Source organism: Providencia sp. PROV156, from assembly GCF_028480905.1.
GTDB classification, from domain to species: domain Bacteria; phylum Pseudomonadota; class Gammaproteobacteria; order Enterobacterales; family Enterobacteriaceae; genus Providencia; species Providencia hangzhouensis.
Genome location: NZ_JAMPPE010000019.1, coordinates 14,968 through 41,020, shown reverse-complemented (window position 1 = coordinate 41,020; position 26,053 = coordinate 14,968). Strand labels below are relative to the sequence as shown.

At 41.7% G+C, this 26,053-nt stretch carries 21 protein-coding genes; 8 read left to right on the top strand and 13 right to left on the bottom strand.

Annotated features, from left to right (window positions below; translation table 11 throughout):
- The 12 genes from mraY to leuO all read right to left on the bottom strand — a co-directional run bounded on the left by mraY (position 1) and on the right by leuO (position 14,964).
- Positions 1-1,083, bottom strand: coding sequence for a phospho-N-acetylmuramoyl-pentapeptide-transferase (gene mraY / locus PSF31_RS14400; protein WP_004262035.1), 1,083 nt, complete (start codon positions 1,081-1,083; stop codon positions 1-3).
- On the bottom strand, positions 1,077-2,441 hold the full coding sequence (murF, locus tag PSF31_RS14395) for a UDP-N-acetylmuramoyl-tripeptide--D-alanyl-D-alanine ligase (RefSeq protein WP_096863186.1): 1,365 nt from the start codon (positions 2,439-2,441) through the stop codon (positions 1,077-1,079). The genes mraY and murF overlap by 7 nt, the downstream gene beginning before the upstream one ends.
- On the bottom strand, positions 2,438-3,925 hold the full coding sequence (gene murE, locus PSF31_RS14390; RefSeq protein WP_096863187.1) for a UDP-N-acetylmuramoyl-L-alanyl-D-glutamate--2,6-diaminopimelate ligase: 1,488 nt from the start codon (positions 3,923-3,925) through the stop codon (positions 2,438-2,440). Before murE ends, murF begins: the two co-directional genes overlap by 4 nt.
- Entirely contained in the window at positions 3,912-5,678 is a 1,767-nt protein-coding gene (gene ftsI, locus PSF31_RS14385; RefSeq protein ID WP_004262040.1) for a peptidoglycan glycosyltransferase FtsI, read from the bottom strand. Before ftsI ends, murE begins: the two co-directional genes overlap by 14 nt.
- An 11-nt stretch (positions 5,679-5,689) precedes the next feature.
- Positions 5,690-6,010 carry a cell division protein FtsL gene (gene ftsL, locus PSF31_RS14380; protein WP_004262041.1) on the bottom strand — a complete coding sequence of 107 codons (321 nt, stop codon included), beginning with the start codon at positions 6,008-6,010 and terminating at the stop codon, positions 5,690-5,692.
- Positions 6,010-6,963, bottom strand: a complete 954-nt coding sequence (gene rsmH, locus PSF31_RS14375) for a 16S rRNA (cytosine(1402)-N(4))-methyltransferase RsmH (RefSeq protein ID WP_096863188.1) — start codon at positions 6,961-6,963, stop codon at positions 6,010-6,012. Before rsmH ends, ftsL begins: the two co-directional genes overlap by 1 nt.
- A gap of 2 nt (positions 6,964-6,965) precedes the next feature.
- Positions 6,966-7,424 (bottom strand): division/cell wall cluster transcriptional repressor MraZ, encoded by a 459-nt coding sequence (gene mraZ / locus PSF31_RS14370; RefSeq protein ID WP_004262043.1) that lies wholly within the window; start codon positions 7,422-7,424, stop codon positions 6,966-6,968.
- A 698-nt stretch (positions 7,425-8,122) separates the two neighbouring features.
- Complete coding sequence (gene cra, locus PSF31_RS14365; RefSeq protein WP_094961381.1) at positions 8,123-9,133, bottom strand: catabolite repressor/activator; 1,011 nt, start codon at positions 9,131-9,133, stop codon at positions 8,123-8,125.
- A gap of 84 nt (positions 9,134-9,217) precedes the next feature.
- The gene (gene ilvN, locus PSF31_RS14360; protein ID WP_004262045.1) at positions 9,218-9,709 is read right to left on the bottom strand and encodes an acetolactate synthase small subunit; all 492 of its coding nucleotides are present in this window, start codon (positions 9,707-9,709) and stop codon (positions 9,218-9,220) included.
- A 2-nt stretch (positions 9,710-9,711) separates the two neighbouring features.
- Entirely contained in the window at positions 9,712-11,439 is a 1,728-nt protein-coding gene (ilvI, locus tag PSF31_RS14355) for an acetolactate synthase 3 large subunit (protein ID WP_036958468.1), read from the bottom strand.
- A gap of 371 nt (positions 11,440-11,810) precedes the next feature.
- Entirely contained in the window at positions 11,811-13,622 is a 1,812-nt protein-coding gene (locus tag PSF31_RS14350; RefSeq protein WP_036958469.1) for an AMP-dependent synthetase/ligase, read from the bottom strand.
- A gap of 373 nt (positions 13,623-13,995) precedes the next feature.
- Positions 13,996-14,964 carry a transcriptional regulator LeuO gene (gene leuO, locus PSF31_RS14345; protein WP_096863189.1) on the bottom strand — a complete coding sequence of 323 codons (969 nt, stop codon included), beginning with the start codon at positions 14,962-14,964 and terminating at the stop codon, positions 13,996-13,998.
- Positions 14,965-15,856: 892 nt separating this feature from the next.
- On the opposite strand from leuO, the gene leuA reads away from it, so the two are divergent.
- From leuA to PSF31_RS14310, 7 genes are all read left to right on the top strand, one after another.
- Positions 15,857-17,434: a 2-isopropylmalate synthase gene (gene leuA / locus PSF31_RS14340; protein WP_004262054.1), complete on the top strand. Its 1,578-nt coding sequence runs from the start codon at positions 15,857-15,859 to the stop codon at positions 17,432-17,434.
- Positions 17,435-17,436: 2 nt separating this feature from the next.
- Positions 17,437-18,525 carry a 3-isopropylmalate dehydrogenase gene (gene leuB, locus PSF31_RS14335; RefSeq protein WP_096863190.1) on the top strand — a complete coding sequence of 363 codons (1,089 nt, stop codon included), beginning with the start codon at positions 17,437-17,439 and terminating at the stop codon, positions 18,523-18,525.
- Position 18,526: 1 nt separating this feature from the next.
- On the top strand, positions 18,527-19,930 hold the full coding sequence (gene leuC / locus PSF31_RS14330) for a 3-isopropylmalate dehydratase large subunit (RefSeq protein WP_096863191.1): 1,404 nt from the start codon (positions 18,527-18,529) through the stop codon (positions 19,928-19,930).
- Positions 19,931-19,937: 7 nt separating this feature from the next.
- Complete coding sequence (gene leuD, locus PSF31_RS14325) at positions 19,938-20,543, top strand: 3-isopropylmalate dehydratase small subunit (RefSeq protein WP_164561173.1); 606 nt, start codon at positions 19,938-19,940, stop codon at positions 20,541-20,543.
- Positions 20,544-21,023: 480 nt separating this feature from the next.
- Positions 21,024-22,700, top strand: coding sequence for an HTH-type transcriptional regulator SgrR (gene sgrR, locus PSF31_RS14320; RefSeq protein WP_096863192.1), 1,677 nt, complete (start codon positions 21,024-21,026; stop codon positions 22,698-22,700).
- A 566-nt stretch (positions 22,701-23,266) separates the two neighbouring features.
- Positions 23,267-23,950, top strand: a complete 684-nt coding sequence (mutH, locus tag PSF31_RS14315) for a DNA mismatch repair endonuclease MutH (RefSeq protein ID WP_036958529.1) — start codon at positions 23,267-23,269, stop codon at positions 23,948-23,950.
- A 76-nt stretch (positions 23,951-24,026) separates the two neighbouring features.
- The gene (locus PSF31_RS14310) at positions 24,027-24,758 is read left to right on the top strand and encodes a TerC family protein (RefSeq protein WP_004262066.1); all 732 of its coding nucleotides are present in this window, start codon (positions 24,027-24,029) and stop codon (positions 24,756-24,758) included.
- On the opposite strand, the gene PSF31_RS14305 is transcribed toward PSF31_RS14310, so the two are convergent.
- A complete protein-coding gene (locus tag PSF31_RS14305) occupies positions 24,755-25,003 on the bottom strand; it encodes a hypothetical protein (protein WP_004262067.1) in 249 nt (82 codons plus the stop codon). The two genes, PSF31_RS14310 and PSF31_RS14305, sit on opposite strands and share 4 nt — an antisense overlap.
- 164 nt (positions 25,004-25,167) lie before the next feature.
- On the opposite strand from PSF31_RS14305, the gene PSF31_RS14300 reads away from it, so the two are divergent.
- Positions 25,168-26,043: an alpha/beta fold hydrolase gene (locus tag PSF31_RS14300; protein WP_096863193.1), complete on the top strand. Its 876-nt coding sequence runs from the start codon at positions 25,168-25,170 to the stop codon at positions 26,041-26,043.
- Positions 26,044-26,053: the final 10 nt, after the last annotated feature.

Sequence of the window (26,053 nt, the reverse complement as noted above, 5' to 3'; positions counted from 1 at the left end):
TTAACGCACCTTCAAGGTTGCCAGCCCAATCAGGACTAGCATTAACGAGATAATCCAGAAACGCACGATAACACGTGGTTCTGGCCAACCCTTCAATTCATAATGGTGATGAATTGGTGCCATACGGAAAATACGTTGTCCACGCAATTTAAATGAACCGACTTGTAAAATAACTGACAGCGTCTCAACGACGAACACACCGCCCATAATCACTAATAAAAACTCTTGGCGCAGTAATACCGCAATAGTCCCCAGTGCACCGCCAAGCGCCAATGAGCCGACATCGCCCATAAATACTTGCGCTGGGTATGTGTTAAACCATAAGAAGCCTAACCCTGCCCCCACAATGGCAGTACAGACAATCACCAGTTCACCTGCATGGGGTAAAAATGGAATATGTAAGTAACTGGCAAAGTTGACGTTACCTGTTGCCCATGCCACTAATGCAAAACCTGCGGCAACAAATACCGTTGGCATGATAGCTAAGCCATCCAAGCCATCGGTTAGGTTTACTGCGTTACTGGTTCCAACAATCACAAAATAGGTCAGCAAAATATACAGCATGCCCAGTTGTGGCATTACGTCTTTGAAAAATGGTACAACTAACTGAGTTGCTGGGGTATCTTTACCAATCGCGTACATGGAAAAGGCAACTATTAACGCAATCACGGATTGCCAGAAATATTTCCAACGCGCGATTAAGCCACGAGTGTCTTTACGAACCACTTTCCGGTAGTCGTCAACAAAACCGACAATGCCATACCCGACTAGCACGAGTAGTACACACCAAACGTAAGGGTTGTCTAATCGAGCCCATAACAATGTTGAAACGGTAATTGAAAATAAGATCAATAACCCGCCCATAGTTGGGGTCCCACGCTTACTAAAGTGAGACTCAGGGCCTTCGTTACGAACGACTTGACCAATTTGCATTTTCTGCAGGTAAGCAATTAAATGAGGCCCCATCCACAGAGCAATGGCGAGTGCCGTCAGCAAACCGACAATGGCCCTGAACGTCAAATAAGAAAAGACGTTCAGAACAGAAAACTTGTGGACTAACATTTCGGCAAGCCAGACTAACATTCGAAGCACTCCTTCAATGCATTCACAACATCTTCCATCGCGGAGCTGCGTGAACCTTTAACTAAAATAGAAACAACGTCCTTCTGCTGCGCTAGCGGAATTAGTCGGGTTAATAAATCTGCTTTCACTGTGAAGTGCTCACCACACTCACTAAATTGGCTGATCAACTCACTTAACTGACCAACACTGAATACCTTATCTAAACCCGCCTGCTTAGCGGCAACACCTACACGTTGGTGGCAATCTTCGGCATAATCACCCAGTTCCCCCATATCCCCTACCACTAAGATGCGGTAACCCGGCATTTTTTCGAGGACCTGAATTGCTGCGATCATTGAGCCATCATTGGCGTTATAAGTGTCATCTAATACCACTTTGTGTTCACTCAAGCGCACAGGGTATAAACGCCCGGGTACCGCTTGCGTTTTTGCTATGCCGTTTTTGATATCTTCTAGGCTAGCGCCGACAGAAATCGCCAATGCACTTGCCGCTAACACATTAGCAATGTTATGCCGCCCTGGTAATGGCAAGGTGATATCGACACTACCAACAGGGGTATGTAACACAAAATCTGTTGTTAGCTGTTTCACTTGAATATCAGAAGGATAGAAATCCGCTTTTGCTTGTGAAGTTAGCGAGTAATACCAAACAGTTTGGCGTGGCTGAAACTGCCATTTTTCACTGTAGCTATCAAGGTTAACAATTGCGGTTCCTTCTTCTGGAACACCTTGATAAATTTCACCTTTGGCTGTCGCAACCCCTTCCGGTGAACCAAAGCCCGCTAAGTGCGCAGCAAATAAATTGTTAACTAACGCCGCTTCTGGTTTAACAATATTGGTTGTGTAGGCGATTTCATTAGGGTGATTAGCACCCATTTCTATCACAGCGAATTCATCATCATTTGTTAAACGAAATAGTGTCAAAGGCACACCAATATCGTTGTTTAAATTACCGGCGGTATATAAGGTTTTACCGCGCTCAGATAAAATAGATGCGGTCATTTCTTTAACAGATGTTTTGCCCGAAGAGCCCGTCAAGCCAACGATTCGAGCTCTGCTCTGCTGACGAACCCATGCAGCCAATTGGCCCATCGCAATACGCGAGTCTTTTACGATAACTTGTGGGCAATCCACATCCAGTTTGCGCTCAACAAGTAACGCTTTAGCTCCAGCAACCACCACTTGTTTTGCGAAATCATGGGCGTCGAAGCGTTCACCTTTTAAGGCAATAAATAGGCAATTTTCAGCAATTTTACGGCTATCAGTACTAACAGAGCTAATCAAAACATTGGTATTTGGAGCAGACTCAATCTGCCCTTGGGTAATCTGTGCCAGCTGAGCGAGTGTTAAAGAGATCATGCGATTACCCCCAACAAACGTGCCACCGTTAAACGGTCGGAGTAATCTAGCTTGCGCTGACCAATAATTTGATAATCTTCATGACCTTTGCCGGCAATCACAATCACATCATCAGGAGATGCCTGTAAAATGGTGTTTGTCACTGCTTCTGGACGACCTGGAATGGCTAAGGCACGGCTGGAATCTAATAGTCCAGCCATGATGTCATTAATAATGTCGATAGGGTCTTCGCTGCGCGGGTTGTCATCTGTGATCACGATTTTATCTGCATATTCTTCTGCTGCGGCTCCCATCAGAGGGCGCTTACCTTTGTCACGGTCACCACCGCAACCAAATACACACCATAATTGCCCTTTGCAATGTAAGCGTGCTGCCACTAAGGCTTTTTCTAAGGCATCAGGAGTATGCGCATAATCAACAACAACTGTCGGTTTATTCGGTGCACTAAACACTTCCATACGGCCGCAAACTGGTGACAATGAAGATGTAGCAGCCAGCAGTTTGTTTAACGGATAATCCATCATCAGCAAAGTTGCCATTGCCACTAATAAGTTGCTGACATTAAATGCTCCCATCAATGGGCTTTCAAAGTCACCATTTCCCCATGAGGAATCAAAATGGATAGTGGCGCCTTTGTCGTGGTATTCAACTTCCATTGCTTTTAACCATGGGCCTTGCCAATCTTGAGGAATTTTGTTTTCCATGGTCACCGCGCACGCTTGTGGTAAACGCTGCAGCCACTTCAAACCAATCGCATCATCCGCATTGATAATTTGCGATTTTGTATTATGTGTGGAAAACAATAGCCATTTAGCGGCTTCATAGCTTTCCATATCGCCGTGATAATCAAGGTGATCACGGCTTAAATTAGTGAACACAGCGGCATCGAACTGTAAGTCTGCGACACGGCCTTGCACTAATCCATGGGAAGAAACTTCCATCGCTGTTAATGTTGCTTTTTGGTTCAATAACTGGGTCAATTCAAGTTGAATATCTACCGCAGAGCCCGTGGTATTTTCGCTTGGTGACACATGGCCTAATAGGCCATTACCCACGGTTCCCATTACTGCGCTAGTTTCCCCTAGCCCTTGAGCCCACTGAGCAATTAATTGTGTGGTGGTGGTTTTACCGTTAGTCCCCGTCACACCAACGAGTTTCATTTTTGCAGAAGGTTGGTGGTAAAACTCACCGGCCAGTGCAGATAAACGGTTATTCAGGTCATTCAAATAAATAACAGGTACGCCATGAACGAAACGAATTTCGCCTTCAACAGCTTCACCTTCCGCCTCTGCTATTACAGCGGAAACCCCTTGAGCAATCGCTTGAGGAATATAGTGTCGCCCATCCGATTGATGACCTTTTATTGCAATAAACAGATCGCCCGCGGCAGCCTTTCGACTGTCTAGCGTCATCTCACGCAGTGAGATTGGAGTTGTGCTCACACCAAAGGGTGAGAGTAGATCACAAAGATTACGATCTGCCACTTTTAACCTCTTTTTGACTATTTACGATTTCATTTTGTTCGTTTGGTTGCAATGCATCGGGTTCAACATTCATCAACCGCAAGACCCCACCCATGATTGAGCCAAATACGGGGGCAGAAACCGCACCACCATAGTATTTACCTGCACTTGGCTCATTGATAAGCACAACTAACGCATAGCGTGGATTACTCGCAGGCGCAACACCTGCGGCATAAGCTAAATATTTATTAACATAGCGCCCTTCAGGGCCCACTTTTTTTGCTGTACCGGTTTTAATGGCAATGCGATAGCCTTTAATGGCTGCTCGAGCTCCCCCGCCGCCGGGTAGAGCTACACTCTCCATCATATGCACCACAGTACGCATAATTGGCTCAGGAAAAACACGCGTCCCTGGCACGGGAGGGTCAACTTTAGTGATTGATAGAGGCCGGTAAATACCGAAACTCCCTATCGTTGCATAGGCTCGCGCTAACTGTAACGGTGTTACCATTTGCCCGTAGCCAAAAGAAAAGGTGGCCCTTTCTAAATCAGACCACCGTGTTTTTTTACTTGGAAAGATGCCACTACTTTCCCCGACTAACCCCAGATTAGTCGGCTTGCCAAACCCAAAGCGGCTATACACATCCACCAGCTCAGTGGCAGGCATCGCTAACGCAAGTTTTGAAACACCTACGTTACTCGACTTCTGTAAAATCCCAGTAATAGTTAGCTCAGCGTATCGTGCTACGTCTTTGATCTCATGACCACTAATACGATACGGATAAGTATTAATTACTGAGTTTTCTTTAATAATTTTGTTATGTAGCGCACTCATTACCACCATAGGTTTTACTGTTGAGCCCGGCTCAAAAATATCCGTAATGGCGCGGTTACGCATCGCATCCATTGATGTACCCGTTAAGTTATTTGGGTTATAGGATGGGCTATTCGCCATTGCTAAAATTTCACCGGTATGAACATCAACTAAAATTGCCACACCCGATTCCGCTTTATTTTCCTGCACGCCACGTGTTAATTCACGGTAAACAATGGATTGAATACGTTCATCAATGCTTAATGTCAGATTATGCGCAGCTTGGCTGTCAATAGACGAAATGGTTTCAATCACTCGCCCATTACGGTCTTTACGGACTGTACGTTCACCCGGCGCACCTTTTAACCAACGGTCAAAGCTTTTTTCGACGCCTTCAATCCCTTCACCATCAATGTTTGTTACCCCCAGTAAGTGAGCGGTAACTGGGCCTGATGGGTAATAACGACGAGATTCTTTGCGTAAGTAAATACCCGGTATTTTTAATTTTTTAACGTAATCACCAATAGATGGGTTAACTTGGCGCGCTAAATACACAAAACGGCCTCTTGGATTGGCCGATATTTTGCTCGTAATTTGTTCTAATGGAATTTCAAGTGCGTCTGCCAGTGCTTTCCAGTGCTCGTCATTGCTTATTCCCCCTTTTTCAAATACCTCTTTGGGGTCTGCCCAGATCGCATTGACTGGCACACTCACGGCAAGTTGCCGCCCTTCTCGGTCGCTAATCATACCTCGTGATGTCGCAACTTCTTGCACTCGTAAAGAGCGCATATCGCCTTCTTTCACCAGTTTCTCTGGCGCAATAATTTGCAGATAAGCCACCCGCGTTAGCAACCCTGCTAACGCTAAGACAATGCATCCGCACAGCAAAATAAAGCGCCAGCGGACAAAGCTGGTACTTTCTTCTTGTTTCTTATTTTTCGCTGTTTTTGGTGCTTTCATTAGGAACCTTTTTATTGCTTAGAAACAATAATTTTTTCTTGTGATGGTTCAACTTGCACCATCTGTAATTTTTCAACCGATAAACGTTCTATTCGGCTATGGCTCGCAAGGGCGTTTTCTTCAAGGATCAAATTACGCCATTCGATATCTAACAAGTCTTTTTCTTCATACAACTTATCTTTTGCGGCCGTTAGTAAACGCGTTTCATGTGCCGTTGTTACCACAAAAACAGCACTGATAATAATTGCCACTAATAAAATCAAAGGAACGATGCCATAACGAAATAAATCACGCCCAATGACGCGAGCTAGGCTGTGCCTTTCTGGAACCATTATTCCGCCGCCTTCTCAGCAAACCGCAACACGGAACTACGTGCGCGTGGATTTTCATCAATTTCGTTTTCCGAAGGTTTCATCTTACCTAGGTCACGTAACTGCGCTGCACCTAACTCTTTAATCTGCGCTTCAGTTAGAGGAATACCTGCTGGCACCGATGGACCTTTACTATTTTTGCGAATAAACCGTTTTACTAACCTGTCTTCCAACGAATGGAAACTGATAACTGATAAACGCCCTTGTGGTGCTAAAACGTTCATTGCGCCTTCTAACGCTTTTTCTATTTCTTCCAATTCACTGTTGATATAAATTCGAATGGCTTGGAAGCTACGCGTCGCTGGGTGCTTATGTCGGTCTTTCATTGGGCTAACTTTTGCAATTAATTCAGCAAGATGCCGTGTGCGTGTTAACGGTTCTTCTTCCGGGTTATGATTACGCTCAACAATCGCTCTCGCAATTCGTTTCGCAAAACGCTCTTCACCAAAAGTTTTTAAAACCCAAGCTATGTCATCCGCTTCTGCGTCCATCAACCATTGCTGTGCAGATTGCCCTTTGGTTGGGTCCATCCTCATATCTAACGGCCCGTCACGCATAAAGGAAAATCCGCGTTCAGCGTCATCTAACTGGGGTGAAGAAACGCCTAAATCCAGCAGTACGCCATCAATTTGCCCGACCAACCCTTCTTCTTCGACATACTCTGCAATCGCAGAAAATGGGCCATGTTTAATCATAAAACGAGGGTCATCAATAGTTTGAGCCGCTTTTATTGCCTCTGGGTCACGGTCTATGGCGATTAAACGACCATTTTCGCCAAGCTGACTTAATATCAACCTTGAATGACCACCACGACCAAATGTGCCATCAATGTAGATACCGTTAGGTTTAATGTTTAAGCCATTAACGGCTTCATCCAGTAATACTGTTACGTGTTTAAATTGCTGTTGCGTCATTATTAAAGTGACAAATCCTGTAAGCGGGCTGAAAGTGGTTCATTGGTAAGGCGCTCAGCGGCAATATCATCTTCCACTTGCTGATACCAAGTTTGTTCATCCCAAAGTTCAAATTTATTAATCTGGCCAACCAACATGACCTCTTTGGTTAGCCCTGCGTGTTGACGCAATGTACTGGCTAACAAAAGACGCCCCGCGTTGTCCATTTGGCATTCACTTGCATGGCCCAATAACAGCCGTTGCACGCGTCGTTCAGCAGGGTTCATCGTCGATAACCGAGAAAGCTTTTCTTCGATAATCTCCCACTCAGGTAAGGTATAAAGCAGCAGACATGGCTGGTGAAGGTCAATGGTACAAACCATTTGCCCTTTCGATTCCTCGTTCAGCATTCCTCGATAACGAGTCGGCACGGTTAGACGCCCTTTGCTGTCGAGATTAACCAGTGTTGCCCCACGAAACATACCCGATTAAACCCCTTTTATTTCCAAGCCACCCACTTTACCCCACAATTCACCACATATAAAGTTTACGAATGGTATGAAAACGTTGTCAAGCCAGTCGCACTCAGCTTTAGCTTTATTTACAGAACAATTCAGAAAAAATAAGGGTAGGTAAAATATGACTTGGAAAGAAAATGCGAAATAACAAGTTGATATAATTAATATATTTTATAAAGTGCAACTTAAATAAGCGAGATCACTCTAGATTGCTGCAAAATCATACAAATCATTATAAATTCAACTTAAGTCTCATTTTTAATCAGTATATCTTGTACCGGTTATTTACTTTTATTGAGTCCCCAAATAATCATTAATATCTAATAATGGTAAAAACACCCCGAAAGAAAAATAAAACCATTAAATATCAACACAATAAATAACTGTTTTAATAAACAGTATTTAATTTTAAATATTTATCGCACAAATCAGTAATACATCTACAATAAATTTATATTAATTTAATCATCCGATTTAGCTTTCATTTTAAAATCAGCAATAAATATCTTAAGATAAATCCTAAAGTTAAATATTTACCTACTTTTAGCTTATAAAAAAAAAGCCCCTACAAGATAGGGGCCGTTATATTACTCATTATTGTGACCAACATCACTCATTATCGTGTAAATATTCACTGTTCGATTAAAGTTAAGTCTATTTTACTACTGCTTACGACCTAAACTTCCACGACGGCATAAATCACGGCGAATACGAGTAATACCAGGTTCTGGTTTTTGCTTTTCATCAAGGCTGGCAAGTACTAATTCTAAAATACGTTCAGCGATATCCCTATGGCGTTGTGCAAGGGAAAGCACTGGGCACTCGAGAAAATCTAATAACTCATTATCACCAAATGTGGCAATGACCATGTGCTCAGGTAAACGACCACTACGTTTCAACGCAACATCTAATACACCTTGTAGTAAGGAAAATGATGTTGTAAATAACGCGTCAGGCATCTCGTTACCGCTATCAAGCCAATGTGCAAAAACCTCTGCTGCTGAATCGCGTTCATAGCTATTTGCATACAGATAATCAATCTTGCGCGGGTCTTCATGCCATGCTTTACGGAAACCTTGCTCGCGTAAATAGCTGACAGACAGCTCAGGTAACGCCCCCAAATACAATACGGATTCAGCATTAAACTTGCGTAGTTCTGCTGAAATCATGAAAGCATCTTCTTGGTCATCACCAACGACACTAATAAAATGCTCTTTTTCAAGGGCTCTATCAAGTGCGATAATCGGTAAAGAACGGTTCGCCCAACGCTGATAAAACGGGTGTTCCGGCGGTAAAGCTGTCGAAACAATAATGGCGTCAACTTGTCGTTGCAAAAGGTGCTCAACACAACGAATTTCATTGTCAGGTTGGTCTTCTGAGCATGCTATTAGTAGTTGATAACCACGTTGACGCGCCTGCCTTTCAAGGTAATTTGCTATACGGGTATAGCTGGTATTTTCCAAGTCTGGGATCACTAACCCTATAGAACGGGTACGCCCTGCTCGTAGCCCCGCAGCAACTGCATTTGGATGGTAATTGTGCTCTCTGACGACTGCCATCACTTTTTCTACAGTTTTATCGCTGACTCGATACTGCTTGGCCTTGCCGTTGATCACATAACTAGCCGTTGTGCGGGAAACACCCGCTAGACGGGCTATCTCATCCAGTTTCACGTTAACCTCTTTACAATTTTGGGAATAGCCCCGAATCATTCGGGGCCTTAAACGCGATTATTCTACCTTCGGAAGATAAATTTTTCATCGCATAATTTTATCACCGCGTGAAACTCCGACGATCCCTGAGCGTACAACTTCAACAATTTCAGCAACACCACGCACTGATTCGATAAAAGCATCCAGTTTTTCGCTTGTTCCCGCTAGCTGAACGGTATAAAGCGTTGGGGTTACATCAACAATTTGTCCACGGAAAATATCCGCACAGCGCTTCACTTCATCACGCCCATATCCAGAGGCCTGTAGCTTCACTAACATGATTTCACGTTCAATATGTGCTGACGCCGTCAGCTCACTGACACGCAGCACATCAACCAATTTATGCAATTGTTTCTCAATTTGCTCAAGAACTTTTGCATCCCCTTTAGTTTGGATAGTCATACGTGACAATGTTGGATCGTCCGTTGGCGCCACGGTCAAACTTTCAATATTATAACCACGCTGAGAGAACAGACCTATGACACGGGACAAAGCACCTGATTCATTTTCTAATAAAACGGATAAAATACGACGCATGATCAGGTCCTCTCTGTTTTGCTCAACCACATTTCATCCATTGCGCCACCACGGATCTGCATTGGATAAACGTGCTCAGTTTCATCAATATTTACGTCAACGAAGACTAATCGCTGATTTTCATTTACTTCAACAAGGGCTTGTTTTAGTTTTTCTTCCAGCTCATCAGGTGTTGTTATCGAAATACCAACGTGGCCATAAGCTTGCGCTAACTTGATGAAATCAGGCAATGATTGCATGTAGGATTGCGAATGGCGGCCTTGATAAATCATATCTTGCCATTGTTTTACCATGCCTAAGAAACCATTGTTTAAGTTGAGTACTAAAACCGGTAAACCATATTGCAGGGCTGTTGAAAGCTCCTGAATGTTCATTTGGATACTGCCGTCCCCGGTCACACAAACAACTGTCGATTTTGGATGCGCTAATTTCACCCCTAATGCAGCAGGTAAACCAAAGCCCATCGTGCCAAGACCTCCAGAATTTATCCAATGACGAGGTTTATCAAAGGGATAATATAATGCGGCAAACATTTGGTGCTGCCCGACGTCAGATGTCACATACGCTTCACCTTTCGTTAAACGGTAAATCATTTCAATAGCTTGTTGTGGCTTAACTTTTGTTGGGCTGGTTTCGTAACGTAAACATTGTTTACTACGCCACTGTTCAATTTCTTTCCACCATGCAGTGAGCGCTTGGTTATCTTGTTTTGCTGAAGCCTGGTCTAACTGACCTAACATTTGCTTTAATGTAAGTTTCGCATCACCCACGATTGGGATGTCCGCATTAACCGTTTTTGAGATAGACGTTGGATCAACATCAATTTGGATAACAGTCGCATTTGGGCAGTATTTTTCTAAGTTGTTCGTTGTTCTATCATCAAAACGAACACCAACAGCAAAAATCACATCTGAGTTATGCATAACCTTATTAGCTTCATAGGTTCCATGCATTCCAAGCATCCCGACAGACTGCTTGTGAGTTTCTGGGAAAGCTCCTAACCCCATTAAGGTTGATACTACTGGTAATTGTAGTTTTTCTGCCAACTCAATAAGTTCAGCAGAGCAATTCGCGTTAATCGCTCCCCCGCCAATATAAAAAACCGGTTTTTTTGCCGAAACTAATTTAGTTAACGCTTTTTTGATTTGACCTTTGTGGCCTTGCAGCGTTGGGTTATAAGAACGCAAAGAAACATTTTCTGGATAACGATAAGCAAACTTCAAGGCAGGGTTAACGGTGTCTTTAGGGAAATCAATAACTACAGGCCCAGGACGCCCACTTGCCGCAATATAAAAAGCTTTCTTGATGGTTTCAGGAATTTCTTCTGCGCTTTTAATTAAAAAACTGTGCTTTACTATTGGCCTTGAAATCCCAACCATGTCGCATTCTTGAAACGCATCATTACCAATTAGCGAACTGGCAACCTGCCCCGATAACACCACCATCGGTACTGAATCCATATAAGCTGTCGCAATACCCGTAATCGCATTCGTTGCCCCTGGCCCCGATGTCACTAACACGACCCCAACATCTCCTGTTGAACGTGCATAACCATCAGCCATATGCACCGCAGCCTGTTCATGACGCACTAATATGTGTTCTACCCCGCCAACAGTATGAAGTGCATCATAAATATCCAATACGGCACCGCCTGGATAACCAAACACGTGCTTTACTCCTTGGTCAATCAACGATTTGACGACCATTTCCGCTCCCGACAACATCTCCATGAGTTTGCCCCCAGACATTATTTGCAAGTGAAGAGGTATGCTCTACCTCTTTATTTTTATCATTTAAATAGTGAAATTCGTACTATTAACATATCTCTCCGGCTGAAACGAAGCAAACACCATTTCAGTGCAAGGTTCACGAAACTTTCACATCATCTTGAACATGGGAATTTGATAGATAAATTGACTACGTATGAAAATAATAGAAGGAAAAATGACTGGCATGAATGAAAAAACAGTGCAACTTTAATTAGTTGGAACCGTTACAATTTTTAATATTGAGCTATTATTTGAATGAATAAATAAGAACAGAACAAAAACAAGACCTGACTTACTTATAATACAGGTAAGTCAGATAATTAAATGGTAAATTATTCTTTGTACATCGATTCAATTTCTAATTGATAGCGCTCAGAAATGATTTTACGACGTAGCTTTAAAGTCGGCGTTAATTCACCTTTTTCCATTGAAAATGTGGTTGGTAGCAATGTAAAACGCTTAACTTGGTGGAAATTTTCGATATTCTTTTGTAAGTCTTTTAAGCGACTTTCGAATAATGCCACAATATTCGAGTCTTTTAAGAGTTCTAAACGATCTCGATATTTCAAGTTTATTGAATGGGCATATTCTTCTAAGCTGTCATAGCAAGGCACAATAAGCGCTGAAACAAACTTACGAGCATCGGCAATGACTGCGATGTGTTCAATAAACTTGTCTTGCCCTAATACGCCTTCAATCATCTGCGGTGCAATATATTTTCCATTAGACGTTTTCATTAAATCTTTTAGTCTATCTGTAATATATAAATTACCTTGTTCGTCAATTTTCCCTGCATCACCTGTTTTTAACCAGCCATCCGCTGTAAATGTATCTAAGGTTTCAATCGGGCGGTTGTAATAGCCTTTCATAACCACCGGCCCTTTTACTTGTATTTCATCGTCTTTACCAATACGCACTGAAACAGAAGATAGTGGTGTACCAATCGAGCCTAATGGGTATTTCCCTTCTTCCCAGCAAGATACCGTGGCACAGGTTTCTGACATACCATAGCCGTATTTAATGTTTACCCCTGCAGAAAGGAAAAATGCAATCACATCGTCATCAAGACGGGCACCTGCAGCTGGCATGAACCGAATTCGCCCCCCTAACCCTTCACGAATTTTATTGAGGACCAGTTTGTCGACCATCGGGAAAATAGCGCGGTTAATAAAAGAGGGTTTGCGGCCTTTTGCTAAGGCTTTCACTCGGCTTCTGCCAAGGGATAATGCACAGCGAAATAGTGCCCTACGTACTAAAGGTGCTTTTGCCACTTTACTGTGTATTGCTGAATAAACTTTTTCATAAAAACGTGGAACCGCACACATTACTGTCGGTTTTACCTCAGCTAATGCTTCCCGAACCTGATTGGTATCCGTTAAATAAACGTTTAGAGCTCCAACGTGCATAACGTAAAAGCTCCATGCACGTTCAAAAACATGTGAAAGTGGTAAAAAACTTAAAGAAACATCATCAGCGGTGAGTTGTAATCGTTCGTCATGGAGATACAGCTGCGCAGCCATGTTGTAGTAATCCAACATAACGCCTTTGGGTTCTCCGGTAGTACCTGATGTATAGATGATGGTAAATAAATCACTGAGATTATGCGCAGCGATGCGTTCATCCAGTTCTGCTTGGTATGCGGTTTGTGATTGCGCCATAAACGTGGATAAATGCATGGTATTGATTGAAATATCAGCCAACTTAACATTGTCATTCATCACAACAATCGTGGTTAATTGAGGGCAAAGAGCGGGTAACTGGCATGCAACTTGATATTGCGCCTCTTCCCCAACAAATAACACTTTAATATTTGCGTCGTTAATAATATACGCAGCTTGCTCGACACTGCTAGTCGCATAAAGTGGCACCGTGACCGCCCTAATTTGTAACGCGGCAAAATCCACTAATGACCAATTCATACTGTTGTGGGCAAATAACCCAATATTTTCTTGTGCGATAACGTTTAATGCTAAGAGGTGTCGAGAAATTGCTGAAGTGCGATCGCCAACCTCCCCCCACGTTAATGAGCTACGTTGCCCGTTATCCCATTGACTGAAAGCTATCCGGTTCGCTGATTCTTGTGCAGTAACCCTGCTACGTAAGCGATTAACCAAGTGGTATGGATATAGATTTTCAGTAATCAAAGTTTATTCCCTATAAGTCATTATCGATATAAGCTACTCGGCACATTCACAAGCACTTAACCATTCTTATTATTTCAGCTTACAAGTGTTAGCTGAATATTCGCAGTGTATCGACTAAAGAGATGCGTGAAAAGCATTTATATGTAAATTTTTTGCAAATGTTATGTCTGCTACAAAACTCACCATAGCACCTAATATAATGAGTTAATCAGCTTGTTGGCATGTGTATTTTGTTATAAGCACGTTTGCAGAAATATAGAGGTTGTTGGCCTTAAGGGACAATTTCATTTGTTATTGTCCCTTAACAAAATGAGCTATTTCTTTCTCATCAGTTCGAGATAGCCTACAACCTCTAATATTTTAAATAGGCGTGTTATGCCGCAACAGGCTGTTCAGAGAGTTCCTCAATCAATTGATTGAATTGAGACTTCATCCATTGATGGCCTTTATCCCTAACCGTTGATTCATGCCAAGTTAAGTAACAAGGCAGTGTATCCTTAAGCCAAGGTAACGTTAACGTACGTAATTTAAGTTGCCCAACGTGATAATTAACTAACCATTTTGGCACAATAGCCACGAGATCAGTTTGAGCAACAATACTCAATACACTATTTAAGTCAGTCCCTTGATAACTAACCGTATGCGATAACTCAGTATTATTATAATAAGGTTTACTAAATGACCCCATGTTATCCATTGACATAATAGCGTGGCGTTCATTATTTAGTTCAGTTTCAGAAATTGAATTACCAATACGTGGATGATGATTTGCCACCACTAATACCAATTCGTCATCAAATAAAACCTGATGTTGAAATTCCGTCTTTTCTAATTGATTATAGCCAAGGAAGAAATCCATTTCTTGGTATTTTAATTGATGAGCAATTTTATCACCCATAAAAGAATGAATGATTATATTAATATTAGGCGAAACTACCTTAAATTTTTCGACAATAATAGCAGCTAGGCGAATATCTAACGGTGAACAGATAGATAAATTAAATACCCGATCACTATTTTGTGGGTTAAAACCTGCGCTAGGTAATTCATTATGAACTAATTGTAATGCTTGCCTAATAGGCCCAAATAATTGTTTAGCACGCGATGTCGGCTGAATACCACGCCCATACCGCACAAATAACTCGTCATTAAACATTGATTTTAAACGTGAAACCGCATTACTTACTGCAGGCTGAGACATCCCTAGAACTTGCGCAGCTTTTGTCACATTTTGCATCTGCATAACCACGTCAAAAACCGTTAATAGGTTAAGATCAACATTACGTAAATGAATATCGCTACTATCTTTTTTAGCTGTTGAAATTGTATCAAAATCAGTCATTTTTTACTCCACTAATATATTTATCATTTTTCATTAACGAAAAGAGTCATTCATCTAAAGAAACCGACGAATATATAAATTCATTAAATATTATTCTTAAAACAACTTATAGATAATAAGCTATTTCGCTTTCCCTGCATTTATTAAAACGACGTTTATATTACTTAACCTATTAATTAAACTTGCAGTATAAATATCATCATAAAACGTAAATATTCATCAAAATAATGAGTGATAACTACTAATTAGACTTGCAATCACTCACCGTAAAAATAATAAAGCAATTTTTGCAAGAAATCATAATAAATCGTATTTAGAATCAATAAATATCCTCATTATCAGATTATTTTTTAAATACTCATTTATTAGATAATTAACTTAATTAAAAAGCATTGGTGTAGGTGATTCATTCCTTGCGTTGAACTTTAACTCATAGGAAAATAGAAAAACATTATAAAATTCAACACATTAAACCAAACCAATACTTAGACAATGCCTGATTAAAGAATTTTACCCTTATAATTACATAAAAATCCAGACAAAACAGAAGAGTTACACCAAAAAAATAGCAACAACCACCAACTAAAAGCCATAATTCATGATTGGTAAAAATATGCTAAAAATCTATGATTGACATTAACTTTAAGATAACGTATCAATAAATACAGTTTAATTAAGATACTCAAGAGAGACGGTTGCAATGACATTTTCTATTCGCCTACTAAGCCTACTACTACTCGCATTAAATTTGCGCGGTATGCTTATGGACGAAAAATAGAAACAAACTGTCCACAAACATTAAGAACCCGCGCAACCGCGGGTTTTTTTATGCCTGCGGCTTTGGAAGAACATAACACTCAGTAAAAACAAAATTCGATATGAGGAACACAATATGAGCAACCAAGTCATTATCTTTGATACCACCTTACGCGACGGTGAGCAGGCATTACAGGCTAGTTTATCAGTCAAAGAAAAATTACAAATCGCCTTTGCGTTAGAACGTTTAGGCGTTGATATCATTGAAGCCGGTTTCCCAGTCTCTTCACCAGGTGACTTCGAGTCCGTTCAAACCATTGCCAGAGAAATCAAAAATAGCCGAATTTGTGCATTAGCACGTTGTATTGAAAATGATATTGATGTTGCAGCCGAGTCATTAAAGGTTGCCGAAGCCTTTCGTATCCATATTTTCTTAGCCACCTCCAATTTGCATATGGAGAAAAAATTAAATAAATCCTTTGATGGCGTAATGGATATGGCAATCAATTCCATCAAGCGCGCTAGACGCTATACCGACGACGTTGAATTCTCCTGTGAAGACGCCGGCCGTACTGACCCTGACAATTTGTGCCGCATTGTTGAAACAGCTATAAATGCGGGTGCCACCACCATTAATATCCCAGATACTGTAGGTTATACAACGCCTTACCAATTTGGTGGAATTATCACTGATTTGTATAACCGTGTGCCAAATATCGATAAAGCCGTTATTTCTGTTCATTGCCATGATGATTTAGGGATGTCGGTTGCTAACTCAATCAGTGCCGTGCAAGCCGGTGCCCGCCAAGTAGAAGGGACAATTAATGGCTTAGGTGAACGCGCTGGCAACACGGCATTAGAAGAAGTGATTATGGCAATTAAATTGCGCGAGCAAATGTTAAATGTGCATACCAATATTAATCACAAAGAAATTTACCGGACCAGCCAATTAGTTAGCCAATTATGTAATACACCAATTCCAGCGAATAAAGCGGTTGTCGGCAGCAACGCATTTGCTCACTCATCAGGAATTCACCAAGATGGCGTACTGAAAAACCGCGAAACCTATGAAATCATGACGCCTGAGTCCATTGGCTTAAAAGAACAACAACTGAATTTAACCTCACGCTCAGGCCGTGCCGCTGTTAAGCACCGTATGGAGGAAATGGGGTATCACGAAGGTAAAGACTTCAAATTGGATGAATTATATACTGCATTTTTGAATTTAGCCGATAAAAAAGGTCAAGTGTTTGACTATGACTTAGAAGCCTTGGCTTTCTTTACTAAACAACAAGATGAAACTGACCACTTCGTAATGGACTATTTCAGTACGCAATCAGGCTCTAGTATTGTTGCGACAGCAACAGTCAAAATGCAGTGTGGTGATGAAGTGAAATCTGAAGCTGCAACCGGTAATGGCCCCGTTGATGCGATTTACCAAGCTATCAGCAACATTACACAATTCCCTATGAAGTTAGTCTCTTATCAGTTGTCAGCTAAAGGCCACGGTGAAAATGCATTAGGCCAAGTGGATATCGTGGTTGAATGCCATAACCGTAAGTTCCACGGGATGGGGTTAGCGACAGATATCGTTGAATCTTCAGCGAAAGCCATGGTGCATGTGTTGAATAGCATTTGGCGCTCAGAGCAAGTTGAAAAAGAAAAACAAAAAATAAATCAAGAATCACAATCAAACACAAAGGAAGCTGTTTAACAATGTCTAGTTATAAAATTGCCGTATTACCGGGAGATGGCATCGGTCCAGAAGTGATGGCGCAAGCTCACAAGGTTTTAGCTGCTATCAGCAAACGTTTTGCAATAACAATCAACACCACTGAATATGATGTTGGCGGTGCGGCAATCGACAAGCACGGTGAGCCATTACCACAGGCCACAGTAAAAGGTTGTGAGGAAGCTGACGCTGTCTTATTTGGTTCTGTCGGTGGGCCGAAATGGGAACACTTGCCACCTGATAGCCAGCCTGAACGTGGTGCATTATTGCCTTTACGCAAGCATTTTAAATTATTCAGTAATTTACGCCCTGCTCGCTTATATCAAGCATTAGAAGCATTTTGCCCATTACGTGCAGACATCGCAGCTCAAGGCTTTGATATTCTTTGTGTGCGTGAATTAACAGGTGGGATTTACTTCGGTCAACCAAAAGGCCGCAAAGGTGAAGGCCAAGAAGAATACGCATTTGATACTGAAGTTTATCACCGCTATGAAATCGAGCGTATCGCACGTATTGCTTTTGAATCAGCCCGCAAACGTAATAACAAAGTCACATCAATCGACAAAGCAAACGTGTTACAAAGCTCGGTCTTATGGCGTGAAGTGGTCAATCAAATCGCAAAAGAATATCCAGATGTTGAAGTCAGCCATATGTATATCGATAACGCAGCCATGCAAATGATCAAAGCCCCATCACAGTTTGATGTGGTGTTATGTTCTAACTTGTTCGGCGATATCATTTCTGATGAATGTGCGATGATCACCGGTTCCATGGGCATGTTACCTTCTGCGAGCTTAAATGAAGTTGGATTTGGTTTGTATGAACCTGCGGGAGGCTCTGCTCCAGATATTGCTGGGAAAAATATTGCCAACCCAATTGCACAAATTTTATCTGCTTCCATGTTGCTAAGATTTAGCTTAGACCAAGCCGATGCAGCAGATGCAATCGAGCGTGCGGTCAATAAGGCCTTAGAAGAAGGTTATAGAACATCCGACTTAGCAGGTGCAGGTCAGTCAATAAGTACCAGTGAAATGGGCGATATTATTGCTCGTTATATTGCAGAAGGGGTTTAACATGGCCAAGACTTTATATCAAAAATTGTATGATGCCCACGTTGTCCGTGAGGTCGAAAATGAAATCCCTTTGATTTATATCGATCGCCATTTGGTACATGAAGTGACATCACCTCAAGCGTTTGATGGTTTGAGAACTAAGAAACGTCCTTTACATCAACCAAGTAAAACTTTTGCCACAATGGATCACAACGTATCAACGCAAACCAAAGATATTAATGCGTGTGGCGATATGGCTCGTATTCAAATGCAAGAGTTGATGAAAAACTGTAAAGATTTTGGCGTAACTTTATATGATTTGAATCACCCATACCAAGGTATTGTCCATGTGATGGGGCCTGAGCAAGGTATTACTTTACCCGGTATGACCATTGTATGTGGAGACTCCCACACCGCAACACACGGTGCATTTGGCTCATTAGCCTTTGGTATCGGAACATCTGAGGTTGAGCACGTGATGGCGACTCAAACGCTGAAACAAGCACGCGCTAAAACAATGAAAATTGAAGTCGTAGGCAAAGCTCCAGCAGGTATTACCGCAAAAGATATCGTTTTAGCGATTATCGGTACAACGGGCAGCGCAGGCGGTACTGGCTATATTGTTGAGTTTTGTGGTGAAGCTATCGAAAACTTAAGCATGGAAGGCCGCATGACGGTATGCAATATGGCAATTGAATTAGGCGCGAAAGCGGGAATTATCGCACCGGATGAAACCACTTTTGCCTATATGAAAGGTCGCCAATTTGCACCTAAAGGCCAACAATGGGACGATGCGGTTGCTTATTGGAAAACATTAAAAACGGATGATGATGCACAATTTGATAAAGTCATCACTATTCAAGCAAGTAGCATCGCGCCACAAGTCACTTGGGGAACCAACCCTGGGCAGGTGATTGCCATCGACCAGCCGATCCCTGCTCCTGAGTCATTTACAGACCCTGTTGAACGAGCTTCCGCTGAAAAAGCATTAGCTTACATGGGGTTAGAGTCTGGCATTAAATTATCTGATGTCAAAATTGACAAAGTATTTATTGGTTCATGTACGAATTCACGTATTGAAGATTTACGTGCCGCTGCTGCAATTGCAAAAGGTAAAAAAGTGGCTAATGGCGTACAAGCTATTGTTGTTCCGGGATCTGGCCCTGTTAAGGCCCAAGCTGAGCAAGAAGGTTTAGATAAAATTTTCATTGAAGCGGGTTTTGAATGGCGTTTACCGGGTTGCTCTATGTGTTTAGCGATGAATAATGACCGCTTAAACCCTGGCGAACGCTGTGCATCAACCAGTAACCGTAACTTTGAAGGCCGCCAAGGTCGCGCAGGTCGTACTCACTTGGTTAGCCCAGCAATGGCAGCAGCCGCAGCGATTAATGGCCATTTTGCTGATGTACGTGATATTCAAATCTAAGGAGAAAATGATGGAAAAGTTTATTACACACGTCGGGATTGTCGCTCCTTTAGATGCAGCCAATGTGGATACTGATGCCATTATCCCTAAACAGTTTTTGCAAAAAGTGACTCGCACAGGTTTTGGGCAACACTTGTTTAATGACTGGCGCTTTTTAGATGAGAACGGGCAACAACCTAACCCTGATTTCGTCTTGAATAAGCCAGTTTTTAAAGGGGCAAGTATTTTATTAGCTCGCGAAAACTTTGGTTGCGGTTCATCCCGTGAGCACGCACCTTGGGCATTAACTGACTTTGGTATTCAAGTGGTTATCGCCCCAAGTTTTGCTGATATTTTTTATGGTAACTCGTTCAACAACCAATTATTACCAATCAAATTAAGTGAAACTGAAGTGGATGAGCTGTTTAACTATGTTAATAGCCATGAAGGTTGCCAGTTTACGGTAGACTTAGAAGCTCAAACCGTGACTGCTGGTGATAAAACCTATCATTTTGAAATTGATAGCTTCCGCCGCCACTGCATGATGAATGGCTTGGATAGTATTGGTTTGACGTTGCAGCATGTCGACCAGATCACCGATTTTGAAAGCAAGATTCCATACTTTATGAAGTAAATCCTTTTCTACGCCTACTTTGGTGGGCGTAGTTCCTCTTTTAGCTCTAATTATCCAACTAAACCGCCTACTTCGCACCAAAAATGCGGAATTCATCCATCATTAAAAATTTACAATCCAAAATCACTTCCCCGTTAATATCTTCCTGTATAATTAATAACAAAATAAGATTTTTGCCTTTAACTGAACGATTTTTTCTAAATAGTTCGCACTGTAGCTAGGCGGTGAGAGAAGATATCTTGGGGAGCATACATAAGTATGTGACCCAAGTAGCTGAACGAAACCAACAACGCGACAGTGCGAAATATGACGAAAAAATAAAAAAAAGCCGGTAAAAACCGGCTCGGTGATAAACACCATTACTCTAAATGGGGGAGTCGGCCTGCAACATGCAGACCAAACGAGCTACTTACTGCCTTCTATTATCGTGAGATTTTAGGAAATTAAAATTGATGTATTTTTTGCCGGAGTTCCTCTTTTATGTCTAATTCACGATTACAAACCCAGTTCATTCGTCTCTGGCAACACTTTCAGGGCCAAGACAGTGAAACAACTCTGCAAGATATCGCTGATACACTGTTTTGCTCTCGCCGTCATGTTCGGACGCTACTTAATAATATGCAGTCACAAGGTTGGCTCAGTTGGCAGGCTGAGTCTGGTCGAGGAAAACGCTCGGCCCTTATTTTTCATGTTAATGGCTTAGAGCTACAACAGGCACAGGCTGAACAACTACTCAAAGAAGAAAGTATTGAAAAACTTGTCGCCCTAGTGGGTGATAAGGAAACCATTCGCCAAATGGTATTGTCTGAACTGGAACGCAGCTATCGACAAGGTAAGAATTTACTACGGATTATTTATTATCGAGATTTCCCGACACTTCTTCCTGGCGCCCCCATGCGCCGCTCAGAAATTCACTTGATGAGTCAAATATTTAATGGTCTTACCCATTTAAATGAGGAAAAAGGGGAAGTGGAAGATGGCCTTGCCCACCATTGGCAACCCATAAGTGATACCCAATGGCGTTTCTATTTACGCCCTGCTATTTATTTCCACCATGGGAGAGAAATGGCTGCCGACGATATTATCTATTCCCTTTTACGCTTAAAAACCTGTTGGCCGCTATTTTCACATATACAATCCGTCAGCTCACCGCAACCTTATGTGATTGATATCACGTTAAGTGAGCCTGATAAACAGCTACCTTGGTTATTAGGCAGTCATCATGCGGCTATTTTACCGAAAGAGTGGGAGAGCCTCGAAAACTTTAGCCGTTGCCCTATCGGCACTGGTCCCTATCAAGTAGAAAAAAACTTGCCACAAAAGCTGACTATCACGGCTTTCGACCGCTATTTTGGCTATCGTGCACTGCTAGATGAAGTGACCATTTGGGTGGTTCCTGAACTTTCAGAACAAATGGTTTGTACGACATTAAAAATGGATGGTGACAAGCACCATAATGATTCACTTGAAAGCCGCATGGAAGAAGGCTGCTATTTCCTCTTAATGGATCAGCGCTCACCGGTTGCTCAGCGTGAAGATGTCCGTAAATGGTTATGTAGCTTTTTAACACCTGTCAACCTACTTGCCCATTGTGAACCGTTTTATCAGCGCCATTGGGCGCCAGCTTATGGCTTATTACTCCATTGGCATCATAGTAAAATGCTAACCTTGTTCCCTAAGCCTGAAGATTTGACTGAGCTGACTGTTACTTTTTATCGCAACCACCATGAGTTCTATGCGATTAGCCAAATTATGAAACGCGTGTTACAGACACAAGGCGTGGAGCTCAAGATTAATATCATTGATTATGATGATTGGTTTAATGGCAATGGGCAAAGTGATATTTGGTTAGCAACAGCTAACTTTTTTAAACCTCTTGAATTTTCTATCTTTGCTACCTTGTACGAAATGCCATTACTGCGCGAATGCCTTAATAACACTCTCCGCGATGAACTTAATCTATGGCGTAATAACCAATTAGATGTAGAAGCCTGGTGTGAAAGCTTAATTGACTCGCAAATTTTCCACCCTATTTTTCATCATTGGCTTGAACTACAAGGCCAAAAAACCATGCGCGGCGTACGGATGAATACCTTTGGCTGGTTTGATTTTAAATCTGCATGGTTTAAACCCTCTGAGGATAACCTAGCAAAATAATGATAGTTATAAACAGATAAAATGAATAATAAGGATGTTATTCACTTTTTCTGTGGATATCCATGTGAACAACCTCATGGTAATCAGGGTATATCCCCAAGCCACTTTTTTATCAAAAAAAAGAATAGTCAAATAATCATTGATAAATCAAATAAGTAAATAACAAAAAAGCGTTTTATCCACTGGCTATTTTTCTAGCTAAAATACTTAAGACTTTAACTGAGCAAAGATCAAACAACGTTGTATTTATCCACAAGATATGTGCTCAACTTACTCATATTTTGTGATATTCGTCATAAAAACCGTTTAGTCAAGGCTGTAAATACACACAGTAATCTCTATTTTTCACAGTTATCCAGAAATCCTGTGGATAACCTAGTGCATGATCCTGTGATTATCTTGGGATGAACTTGAATAACCTCTGTTATAATTTATGACCTGGATGAATAAATAACATTATATCCCTATATATCAAATAATTAAAAACATCAAAGAAAAAGTGTTATACTTCTTCAGTTCTATGTATTTTCACTGGCTACTTTTTATACATTAATATTCAAACCATGATGCCATTTATTGCGCCACCGCCACCTGATAACGAAGCAACCTTAATGGGTCGAGCGCAAGCCCTTGCTGGCTATACGCTTGGTGAGCTCGCCCAACATGCTGCTATCCCTATCCCTCCTGACCTCAAACGAGATAAAGGCTGGGTTGGTATGCTATTGGAATATTATTTAGGTGCGAGTGCGGGAAGCAAGGCAGAGCAAGATTTCGCTCATATTGGGATTGAATTAAAAACCATTCCTATTGACCGTTATGGTGCTCCACTCGAAACGACCTTTGTTTCTGTAGCGCCATTAACGGGGAATAGTGGCTTAACATGGGAAAATAGCCATGTTCGCCGCAAACTATCCCGCATTTTATGGTTTCCTATCGAAGGGGAAAGGCAAATTCCACTCTCACAACGCAGAGTCGCAAACCCGTTAATCTGGAGCCCATCTCCCTTTGAAGAACAGTTACTAAGACAAGATTGGGAAGAGCTAATGGACCTCATTGTATTAGGCAAAGTGGAAAGTATCACTGCACGCCATGGGCAGGTATTACAGATCCGCCCTAAGGCCGCAAACAATAAGGCACTAACGGAAGCGATTGGTGAGTTCGGTCAACCGATTATGACGCTACCTCGTGGCTTTTATCTCAAAAAAGATTTTACCGCGCCCCTATTAGCGCGGCATTTTAATCTAAGTTAGTCGCTAACCATCGCCTGTACCAAAGCAGACGATAAATTATTATCACTGTTTAATTTGTTAATTAGAAGGTACTAAGATGTTTGAATGGATACTGGACCCCAATGCTTGGATGGCACTCGCCACACTAACCATATTAGAAATTGTCCTAGGCATCGATAATATTATTTTCCTCAGTATTGTGGTGAGCAAGCTTCCAAGCCACCAGCAAAATAGTGCCAGACGGACAGGCCTTATTGCGGCAATGGTGATGCGCCTTGCGTTATTGGCTTCGATTGCTTGGTTATCACGCCTTACCACGCCGCTTTTCACTGTCGCAGACCATGTTGTATCCGCTCGCGATCTCATATTATGCGCAGGTGGGATCTTCCTTATTTGGAAAGCAAGCCAAGAAATTTTTGATACGATTGAAGGGGAAAGTGAAAATAATCTAGCAAATAAAAAAGTGAGCTCATTTTGGGGCGCTATCGTGCAAATTGCTTTATTAGACATTATCTTCAGTTTAGATTCCGTGATCACCGCAGTGGGGCTATCAGACCACTTATTTATCATGATGGCAGCGGTAGTCATCGCTGTACTCATTATGATGCTTGCGGCCAAACCCATTGGCGACTTTGTTGAGCGCTACCCCTCCGTAAAAATCTTAGCCTTATCGTTTTTGATTCTAGTTGGTTTCACTTTACTACTTGAAAGTGTTCAAGTTCACGTATCAAAAGGCTATATCTACTTTGCGATGTTCTTTTCCATGGCAGTACAAGTCCTTAATATCTTGCGCAGCAAAAAATGGAAAACCAGAAATCAAACTAATTAAGATGGTGACCTAACCGCCTGTTTAGCCGCTAAAATAGCCCCCTCTACCGCTTTTTTTGCTTGCGGGCTATTTTTCCAGCAACTTGAACCTGTCAATGCAGCACCAGAAATTAAAATTTCATCGTAAGATGCTTCACTCAGTTGTGCGAGTGAGCTAAAACCCATTTGTTCTAAGCGGCTAATCACCATGGGACCGACACCTTTAACGGCCAACAAAATCTGCTTTTCTGATTCGGAAAATGCCATTTTACTCTTCTCTTTGTTAATGAATTGATGTTTATTACGCTAATATTTTGCATTTTACCTATTTAATACTTTAAAATTGTAACTATAACAATGCCAGTTTTAATAATTATTAACTGACCTATCTTATCACCCAATCTGTACCTGCTCTGTGTTAGGAATTCACCATGTATAACGTTCCACTAACCAACCTGAATCAACACACGATGAAATTACCTGATAGCCGTCTATTTTGCTGGTTCGAATCAGGCCCTAAAACAGGTTTTCCTGTTATTTTTTGTACTGGAGCGGGAATGAGTGGTTCATTAGGGTTTGGTTTGGATTTACTCGAAAAACTAAATATTCGTTTAATTGTTCCTGAACGCGCGGGTCTTGGTGAGTCAACATTTCACCCTGAAAAATCATTGAAAAGCTTTGCTATGGATGTTCAAGCCCTACTAGATGAACAATCTATTACTCAATTTTCAGTTGTCGGTTTTTCTCAAGGCGCCGTTTTTGCGATGGCCGTCGCCCACTATTGCCAACCTATTTCACTGTCTATCGTGTCAGGGCAAGACCAATTTGAATACCCTGCAACTCGTGCGGTACTCAGTGCTGATGTCGTGAATATGCAAGAACAAGCCCTTAACACCCCTGAAGCGCTGTCTGATTGGTTATTAAAAAATGTCACTGGTGAGTGGTTATTAGCATTTATTCTTAATTGCAGCGCAGAAATAGACCAGCAACTCTATAATGAAGAACATTTCCTTGAGGCATATAGCCATTGCATGCGACGTGCTTTCGCCCAAGGCAACCAAGGTTATGTTCAAGACTTATTAATTGCACTACAGAAATGGGAATTCACCCCTGAAACGACCCGCGTGCCAGTCTCTTTATGGTATGGCGAACTCGATATGAGCACAGTTCATTCCCCTGATTTTGGCAAAATATTAGCCAGCCGTTTTCCCAATTGCCAACATCATTTATTAAGTGATGAGGGAGGCTCCCTACTTTGGACACAAGCAGAAGCTATTTTAGCCGATATTCAGCAGCACGCTACATAAGCAAAAACCG